Source organism: Klebsiella sp. KE9456 (assembly GCF_043832615.1).
In the GTDB taxonomy this organism is placed as follows: Bacteria; Pseudomonadota; Gammaproteobacteria; order Enterobacterales; family Enterobacteriaceae; genus Klebsiella; species Klebsiella indica.
The window spans coordinates 145,042-162,352 of record NZ_JBDYQK010000004.1 but is presented as its reverse complement, the minus strand read 5'-3'; the positions used below and the strand labels follow the sequence as shown (position 1 = coordinate 162,352).

The following is a 17,311-nucleotide window of genomic DNA, read 5'->3' as shown; positions in this document are numbered from 1 at the left end:
ATGCAACGCCATCAGCCCCCATTCCGCGCCGATATCGTCGGCAGCTTTTTACGCCCGGATGCCATTAAACAGGCGCGTCAGCAGCTGGCCGCGGGTGCCATTGACGCTCAGCAGTTGCGGCAGATAGAAAATGAGGCGATTCGTCATCTGGTGCAGCAACAGTGTGAGTGTGGCCTGCATGTGGTCACTGATGGTGAGTTCCGCCGTGCGTGGTGGCACTTTGATTTCTTTGACGGTTTACAGGGCGTCGAGCGCTACGATGCAGAAAAGGGTATCCAGTTTAATGGCGTGCAGACCAAAGCACACGGTATCCGGGTGACGGGTAAACTGGGCTTTGGCGATCATCCGATGCTGGAGGATTTCCGCTATCTGAAAAGCATCAGCGGCAGCGCGCAGCCGAAAATGACCATTCCCAGCCCGAGCGTGCTGCACTTCCGTGGCGGACGTAAAGATATCGATGCGACAGTTTACCCGGATCTCGCCGAATATTTTGCTGACCTGGCCACAACCTGGCGTGATGCGATCCGCGCCTTTTACGATGCTGGCTGCCGTTATCTGCAGCTTGACGACACCGTCTGGGCCTATCTGTGCTCAGATGAACAGCGTCGACAGGTTCGCGAGCGCGGCGAAGACCCGGACGAACTGGCGAAGATTTACGCTGAGGTCCTGAATAAAGCGCTGGAAGGGAAACCGGAGGATCTGACCATCGGTCTGCACGTATGCCGCGGTAACTTCCGTTCGACCTGGATTTCCGAAGGGGGTTACGAGCCGGTAGCGGAAGTGCTGTTCGGTAGCGTCAATATCGATGCCTTCTTCCTTGAATACGATAACGATCGTTCCGGCGACTTTGCCCCGTTGCGCTTTATTCGTCCGGGTCATCAGCAGGTCGTACTGGGATTGATCACCACCAAAAATGGGGAGCTGGAAAATCCGCAAGGCGTAAAAGCCCGCCTGCAGGAAGCCGCGCAGTATGTTCCGCTGGAACAGATCTGCCTCAGCCCGCAGTGCGGTTTTGCCTCCACTGAAGAGGGGAATTCACTGACCGAAGCGCAACAGTGGGATAAAGTTCGTCTGGTTACCGGTATCGCCGCTCAGGTCTGGTAATTCCCTCATAGGGCAGTGTTGCACCATCTTAGGGCAACACTGCTCCTCGCATTTCATCTCTCTTATCCTCCACCGCGTTTTCAGGCTAACTGGCAACCTGGCACCGTTCTTGCCTTATCACTTCTGCTTGGTTGTTAATTCATTTTTTGTCTTTGAACGATTAAGGAGTGATAGAGATGCAGCGTCGCACATTATTAAAAGCTTTTGTTCTCTCCGCCTCAGTTATCAGCATGGGCTTGTCATTTCAGGCTTATGCCGCCGATACCATTAAAGTCGGGATTATGCATTCGCTCTCCGGAACGATGGCGATTTCGGAAACCCCGCTGAAAGATGTCGCCCTGATGGCTATCGACGACATCAACGCCAAAGGCGGCGTGCTGGGTAAAAAACTGGAACCGGTGGTGGTGGACCCGGCATCAAACTGGCCTCTGTTTGCGGAAAAAGCGCGGCAGTTGCTGACCCAGGATAAGGTTGCAGTGGTCTTTGGCTGCTGGACCTCCGTATCGCGTAAATCGGTTCTACCGGTATTCGAAGAGCTGAATGGACTGCTGTTCTACCCGGTACAGTACGAAGGCGAAGAGATGTCGCCAAACGTCTTCTACACCGGCGCCGCGCCAAACCAACAGGCGATCCCGGCGGTGGAATATCTGCTGAGTGAAGATGGCGGCGGGGCGAAACGTTTCTTCCTGCTCGGCACCGACTATGTCTACCCGCGCACCACGAATAAGATTCTCCGCGCCTTCCTGCACGCCAAAGGGATTCAGGATAAAGATATCGAAGAGGTCTATACCCCGTTTGGCTATAGCGACTACCAGACTATCGTTGCCAACATTAAAAAGTTTGCCGCAGGCGGTAAAACGGCGGTGGTCTCAACGATTAACGGTGATTCTAACGTCCCGTTCTATAAAGAGCTGGCCAATCAGGGGCTGAAAGCGACCGATGTGCCGGTGGTGGCATTTTCCGTCGGCGAGGAAGAGCTGCGCGGTATTGATACCAAACCACTGGTAGGTAACCTTGCGGCCTGGAACTACTTCGAATCCCTTGATAACCCCACCAACAAACAATTTGTCGCCGATTACCGCGCCTACGCTAAAGCACATAATCTGCCAAATGCCGATACGGTCGTGACCAATGACCCAATGGAAGCCACCTGGGTTGGTGTGCATATGTGGGCGCAGGCGGTCACCAAAGCCGGCACGACCGATGTGGACAAGGTTCGCGAAGCGATGGCCGGGCAGACCTTTAAAGCGCCGTCGGGCTTCACCCTGACCATGGATGCCACCAATCACCATCTGCACAAGCCGGTCATGATTGGTGAAATCGAGAGCAACGGCCAGTTCAACGTGGTCTGGCAGACCGACGAGCCCGTTCGCGCCCAGCCCTGGAGCCCGTGGATTCCCGGGAACGATAAAAAACCGGATCACCCGGTAAAAAGCACCAGCAACTAAGCATTAAACCCCGGCGCAGCCCGGGGGGAATCATTCTCTGTGGCCCGGGCTTTGCGGGCCACTCTGGAAAGGAGAACGATCATGAACGTGTTACGTCTCATGAGTTTTGCGCTGCTGATAATATTGATACCGTGGCGAGCGCAGGCAGCGGACGCCGATGATTTTGTTGCGGCTAACCGTAGCCAGCAGGCTCGACTGCTTGAGCAGTGGGCCACCGCGCCGCAGGCGCAGCGATTACCGCTGTTGCGGGCGCTTAAAAGTGAAACATTAAAAGCTGATGGCAGCGGCCACGCGTTTAGCCAGCAGGGGGATAACCTGCTGGCGCTGGGTGCATCGGCGACCCCTGACGGGGCGACAAAACCGGTACGCCTGACTAACCGGCTAAGGAATCTGGTGGCCGGCGCGCTGGCGACCCATTTACTTGTTAGTGACAACGTCACGGAAAGAGCGGCAGCGGCGAAAACCCTTCAGCGAGAGGCAACCCCAGAGATGGCGGGACTGCTGCAACAGCGCCTGGCGGTAGAAAGCGATAGCGCGGTGAAGGCGCAACTGGAAATTGCCCTCGCGCGTCTGCAGCTTGCCAGTCCGCAATCCGCGCAGCGGCTGGCGGCGATTGAACTGCTTGGCCACTCCGGCGACCCGGAAACTCAGGCGCTGCTCATGCCCTACAGCGATGCTCAACATGAACCTGACCCGGCGATTCGCGCGGCGGCGCAGGCGAGCCTGAGTAAAATTCAGCACCGTCTGCTGCTGGGTGACCTGCTCGGCCAGGCCTTTATGGGGCTGTCGCTGGGTTCCGTCTTGCTGCTTGCCGCGCTCGGTCTGGCGATCACTTACGGCCTGCTGGGGGTGATCAATATGGCCCACGGCGAGATGCTGATGATTGGCGCCTATAGTTGCTGGCTGGTGCAGCAGGCGCTGGCGCAACTGGCGCCGCAGTGGCTGGCCTTTTATCCACTGATTGCGCTGCCGGTGGCGTTCCTGGTCACCGGCGGGATTGGCATGGTGCTGGAGCGCAGCGTGATTCGCCATCTCTACGGACGCCCGCTGGAGACCCTGCTCGCCACCTGGGGCATTAGCCTGATGCTGATCCAACTGGTGCGTATGCTGTTTGGCGCGCAGAACGTTGAAGTGGCCAACCCGGCATGGCTTTCCGGTGGCATTCAGGTTTTACCTAACCTGATTTTGCCGTGGAACCGGCTGGCGGTACTCGCTTTCGTGCTGCTGGTGCTGCTGTTTACCTGGCTGACGCTGAACAAAACCCGGCTGGGGATGAACGTGCGGGCGGTGACGCAAAACCGCGCGATGGCGGCCTGCTGCGGTGTGCCGACCGGGCGGGTGGATATGCTCGCATTTGGTCTCGGTTCGGGGATCGCCGGACTCGGCGGCGTGGCGCTCTCGCAGCTCGGCAACGTCGGGCCGGAACTGGGCCAGGGCTACATTATCGACTCCTTCCTCGTGGTGGTGCTGGGCGGCGTCGGGCAACTGGCCGGTAGCGTGGCGGCAGCGTTTGGCCTCGGGATTTTTAATAAAATTCTTGAACCGCAGATGGGGGCCGTGCTGGGGAAAATCCTGATCCTGGTGCTGATTATCCTGTTTATTCAGAAGCGCCCACAAGGACTGTTTGCTCTCAAAGGGAGGGTTATTGACTGATGAGCCAACCGATTACGTTAACCCTGGCGCGCAAAGCGCCGCGCCCGTTGCAATGGCTCGCGGCTCTGATCCTGCTGGCGTTGCTGAGTATGCCGTTTCTGGCGCTACTGCCGGCGACGCATCCGCTGGCGGTCTCTACCTGGCTGCTGACGCTGACCGGCAAAATTCTCTGCTATGCCATTGTCGCCGTGGCGCTGGATTTGGTCTGGGGCTATGCCGGGATGCTTTCGCTTGGTCATGGGATCTTTTTTGCCCTCGGCGGCTATGCCATGGGCATGTACCTGATGCGTCAGGCCGCGGGCGACGGATTACCGGCTTTTATGTCGTTTCTGTCGTGGAGCGAACTGCCGTGGTTCTGGTGGGGCACGCAGCACTTCGCCTGGGCGATGCTGCTGGTGGTGCTGGTTCCTGGGCTGCTGGCGCTGGTTTTCGGCTGGTTTGCCTTCCGCTCAAAAATTAAAGGCGTCTATTTTTCGATTATGACCCAGGCGCTGACCTATGCCGGGATGCTGCTGTTTTTCCGCAACGAAACCGGTTTTGGCGGCAACAATGGTTTTACCGGTTTTACCACGCTGCTCGGTTTCTCCGTGACCGCCACCAGCACCCGGGCGGCGCTGTTTATGGCGACCGTTCTGCTGCTGTTGCTCACGTTATGGATTGGTTATGTGCTGGCGCAAAGCAAATTTGGCCGGATACTGACGGCGGTGCGCGATGCGGAAAACCGACTGATGTTCTGCGGCTACGATCCGCGTGGATTTAAGCTGCTGGTGTGGACGCTTTCAGCGGTGTTATGCGGCCTGGCGGGGGCGCTGTACGTGCCGCAGGTCGGGATCATCAATCCCAGCGAAATGTCGCCCACCAATTCGATCGAAGCGGCGATTTGGGTGGCGCTGGGCGGGCGCGGGACCTTAATCGGCCCGGTGCTGGGCGCGGGGCTGGTCAATGGCGCGAAGAGCTATTTTACCGTGGCGATGCCGGAATACTGGCAGCTTTTTCTTGGCCTGATTTTTATTATCGTCACGCTGTTTTTACCACGCGGGGTTATCGGCCTGCTGCGTAAAGGAGATCGGTAATGCAAACGGATGAAGCCATCTTTACCCGTCAGCAGCCGACGGATCGCTTTCGCGAACAGACTGACCCGGTGCTGCAACTGGAGGCGATTAACGTCAACTTTGACGGTTTTCAGGCATTAACTGACCTGTCGCTCCAGATTGGCGTGGGTGAACTGCGCTGCGTAATTGGCCCGAATGGCGCGGGCAAAACCACCCTGATGGATGTGATCACCGGCAAAACCCGGCCGCAGAGCGGCAGAGCGCTGTACGATCAATCGGTGGACTTAACCACCCTTGATCCCATCGCCATCGCTCGCCAGGGCATCGGGCGCAAGTTCCAGACGCCGACGGTGTTTGAGGCGCTGACGGTGGCGGAAAACCTTGAACTGGCGATGAAGGGCGATAAGTCGGTATGGGCCAGTCTGCGGGCGCGACTGAACAGCGAACAGGCGGACCGAATCAGCGAGACGCTGCGTCTGCTACGTCTGGACGCCGAACGCTATCGACCGGCAGGGATGCTGTCGCACGGGCAAAAACAGTTTCTGGAGATCGGTATGCTGTTGGTACAGGAGCCGCATTTGTTGCTGCTGGATGAACCCGCAGCCGGGATGACCGATGCCGAAACGGAGTATACCGCCGAACTGTTCCGCACCCTTGCCGGGCAGCATTCGCTGATGGTGGTTGAGCACGACATGGGATTTGTTGAAACTATCGCCGACCGGGTGACGGTGCTCCACCAGGGACAGGTGCTGGCGGAAGGGTCGCTACGAGAAGTGCAGGATAACGAACAGGTGATTGAAGTTTATCTCGGACGCTAAGGAGCGAGGATGCTACAGGTTAATCAGCTACATCAATATTATGGTGGCAGCCATATTCTGCGGGGGGTGGATTTTGCTGCCCGTCAGGGCGAGATCACCTGCCTGCTTGGGCGCAACGGGGTGGGGAAAACCACTTTACTGAAGTGCCTGATGGGGCTAATACCTGCGCGTAGCGGCGAAGTGTTGTGGCAGGAGAAAAATATTACCCACCGCAAACCGCATCAGCGCGTACAGTCCGGGATTGCCTATGTTCCCCAGGGGCGCGAGATTTTTCCTCGTCTGACGGTGGAAGAGAACCTGCTGATGGGGTTATCCCGCTTTCCCGCCCGCGATGCGCGTCAGGTGCCGGAAGAGATTTATCAACTGTTTCCGGTATTGAAAACCATGAAGCAGCGGCGCGGAGGCGACCTTTCCGGCGGTCAGCAGCAGCAACTGGCTATCGGTCGCGCGCTGGCCAGCCGCCCGCAGTTGTTGATTCTTGATGAACCGACGGAAGGGATCCAACCCTCGGTGATTAAAGAGATTGGCGAAGTTATCCGCCAGTTGGCGAATCGCGGCGATATGGCGATTTTGCTGGTTGAGCAGTTCTATGATTTTGCCGCCGGGCTGGCGGACCGTTACCTGGTGATGTCCCGGGGCACGATTATCCGGCAGGGGAGCGGCAGCGAGATGGACGCCGACGGTGTACGCGGAATGGTCACCATTTAGCTTTTTTCGTGCAGAAAGCATCCCGGATTGCGCCTGACGCGTTATCCGGGCGATTAAACTTATACTGCGCGCTTTTAAACCGGGCATGGCGCATGCGCCTTGCCCGGGGGAGATACCGCCGCGTGACTCAGCGAATTACTTTCGCAACAGCCGCTGCAACCGCGCCTGACGCCAGTTTTTGATCCATTCGTTAAACACAAACAAGCGTAGCCCCTTCATCGCCAGCAGTGTCCCCCAGAGAATCGCCACCCAGGCAGACCACTCGCTCCCCGAATCCGTGAGCCTGTTGAGCACCGCCAACAGTGCGCAGACCACCACTGCCACCATCAGCGAACGATAAAAATGGCTCTCTTGCTCAATACGCGCTTTAGCGTCTTCAATACGTAAATCCAGCGTCTCTTCGTGGCCAACTGGCGAATCGCCGCTAATCTCGGCAACATTCACTTCAAACACTGCGGCAAGCGCGCTGAGCGTCTCCAGCGCGGGACGATCGCCGTTCTCAATTCGCTGGATGGTCCGCACGCTGACGCCAGCTAACTCGGCAAGCTGCTCCTGTGACCAGGCGCGCTGCAGACGGAGTTGTTTAACTTGATTACTGCTGTTCATTGTTTCTATCTCCAGGGGAAAACCTGAGACGGAGTGTTATCGTCCGGGCGGATGAGCGCCACGATCGGAACCCGACAGCAGCACGACAGCAACCTGACAGCCGCACGGCGTCTGGGCTCAGGCGCTGGCGGCCGTCTCGTCGCGCCACGGTCGTACGTTCATTCCGCGGAAAATCATCAGCCGTGCGGCAACCATAGACAGCATTAATATCACAAACAGCGACCAGTGCGGTAGATGGGTCAAAATAGCGCCGGTCAGCGTCGGGTTAAACGCCGCGCCAAGCCAGCCCAGCGACTGGGCGGAAAAGTAGCTGGCTTTCATTCCCGCCGGGGCGATGTTATCGATTAGCATATATTCACCGGGTGCGTAGATAACTTCCCCTAAGGTAAAAATTGCGGCGGAGATGCCCCACAACAGCAGGTTATTGTTGGAGATCATAAAACCGCTCAGTCCGAGAACAAAACAGACCGTACCCAACGTCATCAGCCGACAAATATTGTGGGGAGAGAGACGACGACCGACGCTGTACTGTAACCCCACCACAACCGCGGCGTTAACCGGCAGCACCACGGCGACCACTTTTTCGGCAAAATCGCTATCGGCAACGACCAGCAAATACTGGGAAATACAGGAAGCGAAAGCGCCGCCGACAAACGACGCCAGCAGAGCGGAGAGGGTAAACCACAGTAAGGCTCTGTCATGCAGAAGCACCGAAGGCGACCAGTGGGCGCCATTATCCTGCGTCACCACGGCCTTTGCGCGTCGTACAAATAGCTGAATAAACACCAGCGGCAGCGCCGCGCAGCCGGCCGCCAGCCAGAAAGGCAGGTTAATGCTGCGCATCACTAACAGGGTGCCGATCGGCGGACCGATCGTCCAGCCGATATTGATAAAGGTATAGTTAAGAGAGAAAATTCGCGCTTTTTTTTCCGGCGACAAGACATCCGCGAACCAGGCTTTTAGCACCGTAGCGAACACAGAGTAGGCACAGTTAATCAACGCGAAGAAAAATACCACCAGCGCGACGCTGTCGACCAGTGGGATGGCGATAAAACCGCCAATAAACGCCAGCACGGCGAGGGTCATATAGCGCTTTTTGTCGAACTTATCGGCCAGAATGCCAAAACCCATACTGAATAGTACGCCGACGATCAGGGCGACTGACAGCGCATTACCGATCTTATCCACTTCCAGTTGGTACTGACGGGTGAGGTAGATAGTCATAAACGGTAATGTTGCGCCACGACCAATAGTTAACAGCAACGACGAAGCCAGTAGCGCTGCGGTTGAGCGCCTGAGTGTCAGTATCATTTTCCCTTGCCTGATATGATGTAATACAGATCACAAATAGCATGGTGGTCTGGACTTGTATAGTGCCGGACAGCATTGATATGGGCACAAATGCCCTACCTGAAATAATGATCTATGCGTCAGGCGAATTATTCGCTACTTTGATTTTGTTCACAAAAATTCCAATAACAACTGAGGCAGGGTATGACGCGTAAAGACGGGCTGTTGGCATTACTGGTTGTGGTGGTATGGGGGCTGAATTTTGTGGTGATTAAGCTGGGTCTGCATAATATGCCGCCGCTGATGCTTGCCGGGCTGCGTTTTTTGCTGGTGGCCTTTCCGGCGTTACTGTTTGTTGCCAGACCAAAAATTCCGTTGCGCCTGTTGCTGGGCTATGGTCTGACGATAAGCTTCGGCCAGTTTGCGTTTCTGTTTTGCGCGATTAGCCTGGGCATGCCTGCCGGGCTGGCATCGCTGGTGTTGCAGGCTCAGGCCTTCTTCACCATTATTCTTGGGGCGTTTGTCTTCGGCGAGCGTCTGCAGGGTAAACAACTGGCGGGGATCGCACTGGCGATTTTTGGCGTGCTGGTGCTGGTGGAAGCCAGCCTCGGCGGCCAGCATGTGCCGCTGGTGGGCTTTATGCTGACCCTGGCGGCGGCGCTAAGCTGGGCCTGCGGTAATATTTTTAACAAGAAAATCATGTCGCATGCGAGCAGGCCGCCGGTGATGTCGCTGGTGGTGTGGAGCGCGCTGATCCCGGTGCTGCCGTTTATGCTGGCGTCGTGGCTCCTTGATGGCTGGCAGGTGATGGTGACCAGTTTACGCCATATCGATCTGTTGACGATCCTGTCGTTGCTCTATCTGGCGTTTATCGCCACCCTCGTCGGCTACGGAATCTGGGGGGCGCTGCTTGGCCGCTATGAGACATGGCGAATTGCGCCGCTGTCGCTGTTGGTCCCGGTTGTCGGGATGGCCAGCGCCGCGTTACTGCTCGGCGAGACGCTAAACGGCGTGCAACTGCTGGGCGCGGTGCTGATCATGGCCGGACTGTATATTAACGTGTTTGGTCTGCGGATCGTGCGTCCGGGACTGGCACGGGGATAAAACGTCTATCCCATTTTACCGCGCAATGCGAACGATTGAGGCGACTGGATCCTGTGATTCAGTCGCCGATTAAAAGATGGCTGGCGTCGACAGTACCAATACAAGTACTGAATGGGTATTGTTCATTTCTTTTGTGCTTTCATCGGGCCGCAACAGCTAGCAGAGATATCTCCGGGAAGCATCGTATCGCTGATATTCAGCCTTACATATAAATGAACAAGTCAGCATAAATACTGTCAGCATAACCAGAATAACCAGTGTTGTTGTGGAACCGGCGAGAACAAGTAAATAGCCAGCCAGCAGACTGCCCAGACCCGCGCTAAGCTTGACAAATGTTCCGCTGATTGCTGATATTCTGGCGGCAAGCGCAACCGGCATTTCCTGAATGGTGAAAACGTTATAGCCCACATTCCACAGGCCGCCGAGTACAGCCTTGAAGACAAAAAGTGAGAATACCCAGAGTGGGCTGGCTGAGATAATAAAACCAACGAATACGATGACCCGTAGGATATTTATGACAAGCACCAGCGTTCTGAAAGTCAGCATATTCATTATCTTTCCTTTCGATAAACGCCGAGGAGACGATTTTGATGAAAATGACCGGGCAGTAAAATGCAAAAACGCACCAGCTTATCTGTACGGGATTGAGGCCGAGACTTAATGCCAGTAACGGTAAGGCGATATGGTAAATTTCGATGCCGAGGAGAGAAAAAGCAGAACTCACTACAAAAATATTAAAGTTTCGCTTTATTGCAAATTCGTCCATAAAAGCGTTTTCCTTTTTCACTGGTCAACAAAGAGCAGCGACGCCTGCCCCCTCAGCCCTTCATCATCGACAGAATAAAATGACTCGCCACATGCTGGTTTACCGTCAAATATCGCCTGTGTAACCTGGTGATTATATTAAGCCATGTGCTATCCGGACTGAAATTATGTCGTGGATATTGTGACTAACGTTGCGGAATGAGCCCGTTATGCGAAGACGCGACGTTGACAGGAAAGCGGGGGAATGCGTGTGCGGAACACTGCGGTAATCTGCGATGAGCAAAAAAAGCCCCGGGGGCGGGGCGAAAGGGATTTTAGTGGCTTTGTTGGTTGTAATACGCGACGCCCAGTTCATCTGATTTATCACTGCCTGAGGCCATGTGATTAAAATCAAACGGCGAATGATGTTCTTCCGATGGCATCATCATCGCATCGCGTTTGGTGTGATGAACCGGCGTGGTGGTTTGCTCCGCATACCCCTCGCCGGAGACCAGCGCCACGAGCAGCGTGGCGACGGCAACGAACAGTTTCATGAGTTCCTCAATACGTTTTTCCCGGCGATTAACAGCAGTTATTCAGTGGGTGCAGATAGCGCGACTCGCCCGGCACGTCGGTAACGCGATACTGATGCGGCGGGACATCGAAATAGTTTTTGAACGTTCGGGTTAACGTTTGTTGTGATTCAAAACCATAGCGCTCCGCCAGATATAAAATCGGCTCATCGCTTTGCTTGAGCTTTTGCGCAATCTCGGTCAGTTTGCGGCTGCGGATATACTGCCCCAGCGAGTGGCCGGTTTCTTTCTTAAACATTCTTTGCAGGTGCCATTTGGAGTAACCCGAACGCTCTGAAACTTTTTCCAGCGACAGGGGGGATTCCAGGTTATCCTCGATCCACGACAAAATACTTTGGATAGTGATGGCGTCGTTATTGCGTCTGGACATCATCTTACCTCTTCTTTATTACGGCAGGATTTTTTTAAGCAAATACTCAAGGGTGACCACTTCATCCGCCGACAGATGTTTTGTGAGTTCCTGGTGCAATTTCTGACCAACAGTCTGATGACACTGCTCACAAAGGGCCGCGCCGTCAGGTGTTAACTGTACCAGTACACCGCGTTTGTCAGTGGGGTTGGGTAACCGTGCGATCCAGCCTTTACAGGCCAGACGATCGAGCATGCGCGTCATTGCGCCGGGGTCAACAGAAAGCACGGTTTTCAGCGCAACGGGGGTAATGCATACTTCACAACGAATGGAGCAGAGCACCCGAAACTGGGTGGCAGTAATATCCATCGGGGAGAGGTAGTCGTTGAGCAGGCGATCTTTTTTCTGATTAACCATCTGAATCAAGTGACCAAGGGGGATCATGTCGTTAAACAGGTCTCTCGAACTTTTCATGATGGTTGCCCAGGCAATGATTTAGTTGCGATGGATATTATTGCTCATGCAAATATAAGTCAACTTAATGAATTGGCGGATGCCACAATTTGCTAAAACGAATAGTTGTGATGTAGGTCACTCTACTTCGCGCTGTTGGCGGTGGATTTTTCTGAATCAAGGTGCTTATCCGCACCTGGAAACACAAGACATACTTTTTATAACGTAATGTTTACAGGGTGTTAATTCACTATGATGGATCTCTTAAAAGCGATAGGCCTGGGCCTGGTGGTGATTTTACCGCTGGCAAACCCGCTCACTACCGTAGCGCTGTTCCTCGGCCTCGCGGGGAATATGAACAATGCCGAGCGTCATCGTCAGTCGCTGATGGCCTCAGTGTATGTGTTCGCCATCCTGATGGTTGCATGGTATGCCGGGCAACTGGTGATGAATACGTTCGGCATATCGATTCCCGGGCTGCGTATTGCCGGGGGACTGATCGTCGCGTTTATTGGTTTTCACATGCTGTTTCCGCAGCAGAAAGCGCATCATTCGATGGAAGCGAAGCTGAAATCCGAAGAGCTGCAGGATGAACCGACAGCCAATATCGCCTTCGTCCCACTGGCGATGCCAAGTACGGCAGGGCCGGGAACAATCGCGATGATCATCAGTACCGCGTCAACGGTAAAGCACAGCGCTGAATTCCCTGAGTGGGTGTTTCTGGTGGCGCCGCCGGTGACTTTCGCATTAATCGGCATCATTCTGTGGGCCTGTTTGCGTAGTTCCGGGGCGATTATGCGCCTGGTCGGCAAGGGGGGAATAGAAGCAATTTCCCGCCTGATGGGCTTCCTGTTGGTGTGTATGGGGGTGCAGTTCATTATTAACGGCGTGCTGGAGATCATTACCAAGTATCACGCCTGATGGTGCAGGCATCGGGATAAAAAAGCCTGCCGATCGGCAAATGCTTGTCAGTTAAGGGCTGTCAGTTGCATTTATGGCTGGCTGAGCGGTTCTGTCAATCGGTGGTTATGGCGAACATGGCGCGTTTTTCGTTTTCGCCCATTCAGATTCCGTGGTCAGTTCCGTTCACGATAAACTCGCGGATATTCGTTATATCCACAGCGTGTGAACGGGCAGGGGGACGTTTCGCCCGTCCCCCTGCACCCCCGGCATTGCGCTGAAAACCTGCTGCTGCGCGGTCCGCTCCACTCCGGCTTCATCTGGCGGACCGGGCGGGACTCGACGTCCCTGTCTCGACCCGCCCTCTGGCCGCCGTCCTGGCGGCCAGTCCTGGATGCGCGCCTGCGTTCCCGCCAGGTTTCCTTGATGCGCCCAACCCCCATGCGGTGAGTCCGTTATTCGTCAGGGGCTTTTCAGAGGCTGAAAGTCATAAAAAAAGTTATATCCTTTATATTTCAGCCCGTATCAGCTCAGTTAGTGAATCAACCGAATCAGATTTTCGTTTAAACCACCGATAATGCGATTGCCAGAGGCAAATAAAACAAAAGACAACACCGATGATTTGCTTAAGTGAACGGCATTGGCCGATCGGCAGGCTTTTTTCATCACCGAAGTCAGGAGTGGTGTGGTTGCTGGTCTTCCAGTGAGGTTGGCCAGCGGCGGAAAATCATTACCGCCCACACCAGCGCGATCAGAGCCGGGATTGCGCCAACATAACCAATAGAAGCCATCGACAACTGGGTACTGACCTGACTGCCCACCAGCGCGCCCGCGCCGATACCGATATTAAAGATCCCCGAGAACAGCGACATCGCCACATCGGTGGCATCCGGCGCTAAGGCCAGCACTTTCACCTGCATTCCGAGACCAATGATCATAATGGCCATCCCCCAAAAGACGCTGAGCAGCATCAGATGGTTGGCGTTGTGCGATGCGGGCAGCAGCAGCAGCAGGCAGGCCAGCAGCAGGCCAATCGCGGCGTTAATCAAGCCGGAAGCATGGCGGTTGCCGAGTTTACCAAACAGGATGCTACCGACAATGCCAGCGCCACCCAGAGTCAGCAACAGCACGGTGGCGAAATTATTGCTCAAACCGGCGACAGTTTGCACGAATGGCTCAATATAGCTGTAGGCGGTATAGTGCGCCGTGACCACAATGACCGTCAGCAAATAGATACTGAGCAACGCCGGACGGCGGAAAAGGACTGGCAGGCTTTTCAGTGACCCCGAGTGTTCGCTCGGTAGTGTTGGCAGCAGCCTGATCAAACACGCCAGCGTGACCATCGCACCCAGACCAATGACCAGGAAGGTTGTGCGCCAGCCAAAATATTGTCCAACAATGCGGCCAATTGGAATGCCGAAGACCATTGCCAGAGCGGTACCGGTGGCAATCAGGCTCAACGCCTGGGCGCGTTTGCCGTAGGGCGCCATGCGAATAGCCAGCGCAGAGGTGATTGACCAGAACACCGCATGAGCGAAAGCGATACCAATCCGGCTAACGATCAGGACGTTAAAGTTCCACGCCAGGAATGACAATATGTGGCTGGCAATAAACAAGACAAACAGTATCACCAGCAGTCGGCGTCGTTCCATCTTGCTGGTTAACAGCATAAAGGGCAGAGACATCAGGGCGACGACCCAGGCGTAGATGGTGAGCATAATCCCGACCTGCGCGGTTTCCATACCAAAGCTGTCGGCAATATCTGACAGCAGGCCGACTGGCGCAAATTCGGTGGTATTAAAGATAAACGCCGCTATCGCAAGCGTGACTACGCGAAGCCACGCAACTTTGCGTGAAACCGTCTTTGTCATCATAAATTCAGGAGTGGTCACGAAGAGGAAAGATGAGCCACGATCTTAAAACGATTGCTGATAAAAATACAATCATTTCGTGATCTATATCTCATTTTTGCTTTGGCTTGATGACGGTGGCTAACAGATTAATTTTTCTATAGAACGTGTGCATTTTACGTGTTTATGTCATGTTATCGATAAGCAAAAAAAATGAAAGGGCAGAATCATGCAGGAAATTAATTTTTATCTGGTTGACGCATTCAGCAATGTTAACTTTGGCGGTAATGCCGCAGCGGTTTGCCCACTCACTGAATGGCTACCGGATGCAACGCTGCTAAAAATGGCGCAGCAGCATAATCAGTCGGAAACCGCGTTTTTCGTCCGTACGGATGAAGGATATGAGCTGCGCTGGTTTACGACCCAGTATGAGATAAATCTCTGCGGCCATGCGACGCTTGCTGCCTCGCACGTGATTTTTGAATATCTTAATCACCCGTCATCGACGATTGTGTTCAGTACTCGTTTTGTTGGCGAGCTGCGCGTAACGCGCACTGGTGACTGGCTGACGCTGGATTTTCCGGCCTGGGCCTCAACGGTTGTCGAGCAGCCGCCTGCGGATCTGTTGACCGGTCTGGGGCTGAATGAGGCACAGGAGGTTCGCGTAGCACGCGATTACCTGGTGATTTTAGGCGATCGCCAGCAGGTGGAAGCCGTGCGCCCGGATATGCAGCGGCTTCAGCATCTGGGTAAAATGGTCTGTATTAGCGCAGCCGATGCTGAATATGATTTCGTTAGCCGCTTCTTCTGCCCGGGTGAGTCGGTCGCTGAAGATCCGGTAACCGGCTCAACGCACAGTATGCTAATTCCGTACTGGGGTGAAAAACTCGGCAAAACGGAAATGCTGGCCCGTCAGGTTTCGGCCCGCGGCGGCGATCTGCGTTGCCAGTGGCGCGGCGAACGGGTCTTAATCGGCGGGCAGGCGACGACCTATTTAATCGGCAAGATTACGCTGCGTTAAGGAGAGAGGCGGTGTGGGAAGATCCGGTGACCGGTTCGGCGCATACCATGCTGATTCCATACCGGGGCGCGAAGCTGGATAAAAGCCAGATGCTGGCGCGTCAACTTTCCGCGCGAGGCGGCGATATTCGCTGTACGCTAAAAGGGGAAAGGGTCTTAATGAGTGGGCAAGCTGTAACGTATTTGCAGGGCGAAATTTTCATTCAGTGATCCATTTTTCTGCTGAGATATCAGCGCCCGGTTTGCCCGGACGCTGATATGCGCCTCAATGCTGTTTCACCGTATTTAAATCGCTTGCTTGTGCGGTTTTCTCACTAATAGGCTCGACTTTTCCAAGTAAAAATAAATAGTTAAGTATTCCAATAACCACCAGGATCGCGGAGAAGATCAAGGCCCAGGTGAAGGAACCGGTTGTCGCGACTATCGCGCCGGTAATGATGGGCCCCACGGCGCCTCCCATATTAGATACGGTGTTTTGTAATCCGGCGACGATAGAAACACTATTTTTGGGGGCGACATCCCCGGGCAATGCCCAGACTTGTGAGGCGGCAACCGTCGTGCCTGATTTCGCCACGCATAATAAAAAGACGGTCATGAAGACTGAGTCAGTCAGAGGGGCAAAACCTATGCATAGCGCCATAAGTAGCCCGATAGTCAGGAAGAGTTTACGTGTTACCGTCAGGGAAAAGACCTTTTTATGTACCAGACGGTCAGATGCCCAGCCAGCAAAAACCTCAATCACCATTCCGCACAATAGCGGTAACGCCGCTACCATACCCATTTTAATAAAGTCCATTCCTTTATCTTTCACAAGGTAAGTGGGCAGCCAGGTGATAAAAAAATAGGAGGTATAGTTAATGGTAAAGAATCCGATACACATGGCCCAGATATTACGGTAGCGCAGCAGTTTGTACCATTTTATTGGTAATACAGATTTATCGCCGTGCCTCTGTTTTTGTCCGTCACGAATATGGCGGATTTCTGCTTCACTGATTGCTTTGTGTTCTTCCGGATTTTCAGCATAGACAAAATACCAGGCGATAACCCAAACCAGTCCGACGCCACCAATAATCAGAAAGGTCAAACGCCAGTCGAAGGTATATATCATCCAGACGATCAGGGGCATAGCGACTGCGCCGCCAAACTTGGAGGCACTATCAAATAAACCTGATACGGTCGCGCGTTCTTTGTCAGGGAACCAGCGTGCCGCAATTCCCGCATTACTGGGGTAGGCGGCTGCTTCACCCACGCCCAGAGCCAGACGTAGCGCCAGAAGAGACTTAAATCCGGTGGCAAGTCCCATCATTGAAGTGGCGATTGACCACCAGGCCACTGCGAGGCCAAGACCTTTCTTCTGACCGTAACGATCGGCAAACCATCCGGCAGGAATTTGCAGTAGTGAGTAAGACCAGAAGAACGCCGCCATGATGAAGCCCATCATTTCAGGATCGAGTTTTAGTTCATCAATCAAATGCGGTGCGGCAGCGGATAAAACGGTACGATCGATATAATTAATGGCGATAGCGAGCCACATTAATCCAGCGATCCACCAACGAATACGTGTATTGAGAGCGACCTTATTCATATATTCGGCTCTTAAGTAGATGTTTATCATATTC

The 17,311-nt window shown here is 54.4% G+C and carries 17 protein-coding genes and 1 pseudogene; 10 read left to right on the top strand and 8 right to left on the bottom strand.

Annotated features, from left to right (window positions below):
- The 6 genes from ABK821_RS05775 to urtE all read left to right on the top strand — a co-directional run bounded on the left by ABK821_RS05775 (nucleotide 1) and on the right by urtE (nucleotide 6,783).
- Nucleotides 1–1,104 (top strand): cobalamin-independent methionine synthase II family protein, encoded by a 1,104-nt coding sequence (locus ABK821_RS05775; RefSeq protein WP_138362754.1) that lies wholly within the window; start codon nucleotides 1–3, stop codon nucleotides 1,102–1,104.
- 176 nt (nucleotides 1,105–1,280) lie between these two features.
- The gene (gene urtA, locus ABK821_RS05770) at nucleotides 1,281–2,552 is read left to right on the top strand and encodes an urea ABC transporter substrate-binding protein (protein WP_138362755.1); all 1,272 of its coding nucleotides are present in this window, start codon (nucleotides 1,281–1,283) and stop codon (nucleotides 2,550–2,552) included.
- Between the two features lie 81 nt (nucleotides 2,553–2,633).
- A complete protein-coding gene (urtB, locus tag ABK821_RS05765; protein ID WP_138362756.1) occupies nucleotides 2,634–4,205 on the top strand; it encodes an urea ABC transporter permease subunit UrtB in 1,572 nt (523 codons plus the stop codon).
- On the top strand, nucleotides 4,205–5,278 hold the full coding sequence (gene urtC, locus ABK821_RS05760; protein WP_343178528.1) for an urea ABC transporter permease subunit UrtC: 1,074 nt from the start codon (nucleotides 4,205–4,207) through the stop codon (nucleotides 5,276–5,278). Before urtB ends, urtC begins: the two co-directional genes overlap by 1 nt.
- The gene (gene urtD, locus ABK821_RS05755; RefSeq protein ID WP_343178529.1) at nucleotides 5,278–6,075 is read left to right on the top strand and encodes an urea ABC transporter ATP-binding protein UrtD; all 798 of its coding nucleotides are present in this window, start codon (nucleotides 5,278–5,280) and stop codon (nucleotides 6,073–6,075) included. Before urtC ends, urtD begins: the two co-directional genes overlap by 1 nt.
- Nucleotides 6,076–6,084: 9 nt before the next feature.
- The gene (gene urtE / locus ABK821_RS05750) at nucleotides 6,085–6,783 is read left to right on the top strand and encodes an urea ABC transporter ATP-binding subunit UrtE (RefSeq protein WP_138362759.1); all 699 of its coding nucleotides are present in this window, start codon (nucleotides 6,085–6,087) and stop codon (nucleotides 6,781–6,783) included.
- Nucleotides 6,784–6,918: 135 nt separating this feature from the next.
- On the opposite strand, the gene ABK821_RS05745 is transcribed toward urtE, so the two are convergent.
- Both ABK821_RS05745 and ydeE read right to left on the bottom strand, forming a co-directional pair.
- Nucleotides 6,919–7,389, bottom strand: coding sequence for a helix-turn-helix domain-containing protein (locus ABK821_RS05745; protein WP_343178530.1), 471 nt, complete (start codon nucleotides 7,387–7,389; stop codon nucleotides 6,919–6,921).
- Between the two features lie 117 nt (nucleotides 7,390–7,506).
- The gene (gene ydeE, locus ABK821_RS05740) at nucleotides 7,507–8,700 is read right to left on the bottom strand and encodes an efflux MFS transporter YdeE (protein WP_138362761.1); all 1,194 of its coding nucleotides are present in this window, start codon (nucleotides 8,698–8,700) and stop codon (nucleotides 7,507–7,509) included.
- A 183-nt stretch (nucleotides 8,701–8,883) separates the two neighbouring features.
- Between ydeE and eamA the strand changes: the two genes are divergently transcribed.
- Nucleotides 8,884–9,783, top strand: coding sequence for an O-acetylserine/cysteine exporter (gene eamA / locus ABK821_RS05735; protein ID WP_138362762.1), 900 nt, complete (start codon nucleotides 8,884–8,886; stop codon nucleotides 9,781–9,783).
- Between the two features lie 156 nt (nucleotides 9,784–9,939).
- Here the strand turns inward: eamA and ABK821_RS05730 are convergent, their stop codons facing one another.
- The 4 genes from ABK821_RS05730 to marR form a co-directional block, all read right to left on the bottom strand.
- Entirely contained in the window at nucleotides 9,940–10,335 is a 396-nt protein-coding gene (locus ABK821_RS05730; RefSeq protein WP_343178531.1) for a hypothetical protein, read from the bottom strand.
- Between the two features lie 527 nt (nucleotides 10,336–10,862).
- Nucleotides 10,863–11,081 carry a multiple antibiotic resistance protein MarB gene (gene marB, locus ABK821_RS05725; RefSeq protein WP_138362764.1) on the bottom strand — a complete coding sequence of 73 codons (219 nt, stop codon included), beginning with the start codon at nucleotides 11,079–11,081 and terminating at the stop codon, nucleotides 10,863–10,865.
- A gap of 28 nt (nucleotides 11,082–11,109) precedes the next feature.
- Nucleotides 11,110–11,490 carry an MDR efflux pump AcrAB transcriptional activator MarA gene (marA, locus tag ABK821_RS05720; RefSeq protein WP_138362806.1) on the bottom strand — a complete coding sequence of 127 codons (381 nt, stop codon included), beginning with the start codon at nucleotides 11,488–11,490 and terminating at the stop codon, nucleotides 11,110–11,112.
- A gap of 18 nt (nucleotides 11,491–11,508) precedes the next feature.
- Nucleotides 11,509–11,943 carry a multiple antibiotic resistance transcriptional regulator MarR gene (gene marR, locus ABK821_RS05715; RefSeq protein ID WP_138362765.1) on the bottom strand — a complete coding sequence of 145 codons (435 nt, stop codon included), beginning with the start codon at nucleotides 11,941–11,943 and terminating at the stop codon, nucleotides 11,509–11,511.
- A 231-nt stretch (nucleotides 11,944–12,174) separates the two neighbouring features.
- Between marR and ABK821_RS05710 the strand changes: the two genes are divergently transcribed.
- Nucleotides 12,175–12,843 (top strand): MarC family NAAT transporter, encoded by a 669-nt coding sequence (locus ABK821_RS05710; protein ID WP_138362766.1) that lies wholly within the window; start codon nucleotides 12,175–12,177, stop codon nucleotides 12,841–12,843.
- Between the two features lie 653 nt (nucleotides 12,844–13,496).
- On the opposite strand, the gene ABK821_RS05705 is transcribed toward ABK821_RS05710, so the two are convergent.
- A complete protein-coding gene (locus ABK821_RS05705) occupies nucleotides 13,497–14,696 on the bottom strand; it encodes a sugar transporter (RefSeq protein WP_138362767.1) in 1,200 nt (399 codons plus the stop codon).
- A gap of 205 nt (nucleotides 14,697–14,901) precedes the next feature.
- Here ABK821_RS05705 and ABK821_RS05700 point away from each other — a divergent pair, with 205 nt between their 5' ends.
- Both ABK821_RS05700 and ABK821_RS05695 read left to right on the top strand, forming a co-directional pair.
- Nucleotides 14,902–15,693: a PhzF family phenazine biosynthesis protein gene (locus ABK821_RS05700; RefSeq protein ID WP_138362768.1), complete on the top strand. Its 792-nt coding sequence runs from the start codon at nucleotides 14,902–14,904 to the stop codon at nucleotides 15,691–15,693.
- A gap of 5 nt (nucleotides 15,694–15,698) precedes the next feature.
- Nucleotides 15,699–15,902, top strand: a pseudogene (locus ABK821_RS05695) (PhzF family phenazine biosynthesis protein); the annotation flags it as partial.
- A gap of 55 nt (nucleotides 15,903–15,957) precedes the next feature.
- Here the strand turns inward: ABK821_RS05695 and ABK821_RS05690 are convergent.
- Entirely contained in the window at nucleotides 15,958–17,277 is a 1,320-nt protein-coding gene (locus tag ABK821_RS05690; protein WP_138362769.1) for an MFS transporter, read from the bottom strand.
- Nucleotides 17,278–17,311: the final 34 nt, after the last annotated feature.

Coding starts and splice junctions, on each gene's coding strand:
- ABK821_RS05690 (WP_138362769.1), bottom strand. CDS start 17,277: ATGAATAAGGTCGCTCTCAATACACGTATTCGTTGGTGGATCGCTGGA.
- eamA (WP_138362762.1), top strand. CDS start 8,884: ATGACGCGTAAAGACGGGCTGTTGGCATTACTGGTTGTGGTGGTATGG.
- ABK821_RS05705 (WP_138362767.1), bottom strand. CDS start 14,696: ATGATGACAAAGACGGTTTCACGCAAAGTTGCGTGGCTTCGCGTAGTC.
- urtD (WP_343178529.1), top strand. CDS start 5,278: ATGCAAACGGATGAAGCCATCTTTACCCGTCAGCAGCCGACGGATCGC.
- urtB (WP_138362756.1), top strand. CDS start 2,634: ATGAACGTGTTACGTCTCATGAGTTTTGCGCTGCTGATAATATTGATA.
- marB (WP_138362764.1), bottom strand. CDS start 11,081: ATGAAACTGTTCGTTGCCGTCGCCACGCTGCTCGTGGCGCTGGTCTCC.
- urtE (WP_138362759.1), top strand. CDS start 6,085: ATGCTACAGGTTAATCAGCTACATCAATATTATGGTGGCAGCCATATT.
- ABK821_RS05700 (WP_138362768.1), top strand. CDS start 14,902: ATGCAGGAAATTAATTTTTATCTGGTTGACGCATTCAGCAATGTTAAC.
- marR (WP_138362765.1), bottom strand. CDS start 11,943: ATGAAAAGTTCGAGAGACCTGTTTAACGACATGATCCCCCTTGGTCAC.
- ABK821_RS05710 (WP_138362766.1), top strand. CDS start 12,175: ATGATGGATCTCTTAAAAGCGATAGGCCTGGGCCTGGTGGTGATTTTA.
- urtC (WP_343178528.1), top strand. CDS start 4,205: ATGAGCCAACCGATTACGTTAACCCTGGCGCGCAAAGCGCCGCGCCCG.
- urtA (WP_138362755.1), top strand. CDS start 1,281: ATGCAGCGTCGCACATTATTAAAAGCTTTTGTTCTCTCCGCCTCAGTT.
- ABK821_RS05730 (WP_343178531.1), bottom strand. CDS start 10,335: ATGAATATGCTGACTTTCAGAACGCTGGTGCTTGTCATAAATATCCTA.
- ABK821_RS05745 (WP_343178530.1), bottom strand. CDS start 7,389: ATGAACAGCAGTAATCAAGTTAAACAACTCCGTCTGCAGCGCGCCTGG.
- ABK821_RS05775 (WP_138362754.1), top strand. CDS start 1: ATGCAACGCCATCAGCCCCCATTCCGCGCCGATATCGTCGGCAGCTTT.
- marA (WP_138362806.1), bottom strand. CDS start 11,490: ATGTCCAGACGCAATAACGACGCCATCACTATCCAAAGTATTTTGTCG.
- ydeE (WP_138362761.1), bottom strand. CDS start 8,700: ATGATACTGACACTCAGGCGCTCAACCGCAGCGCTACTGGCTTCGTCG.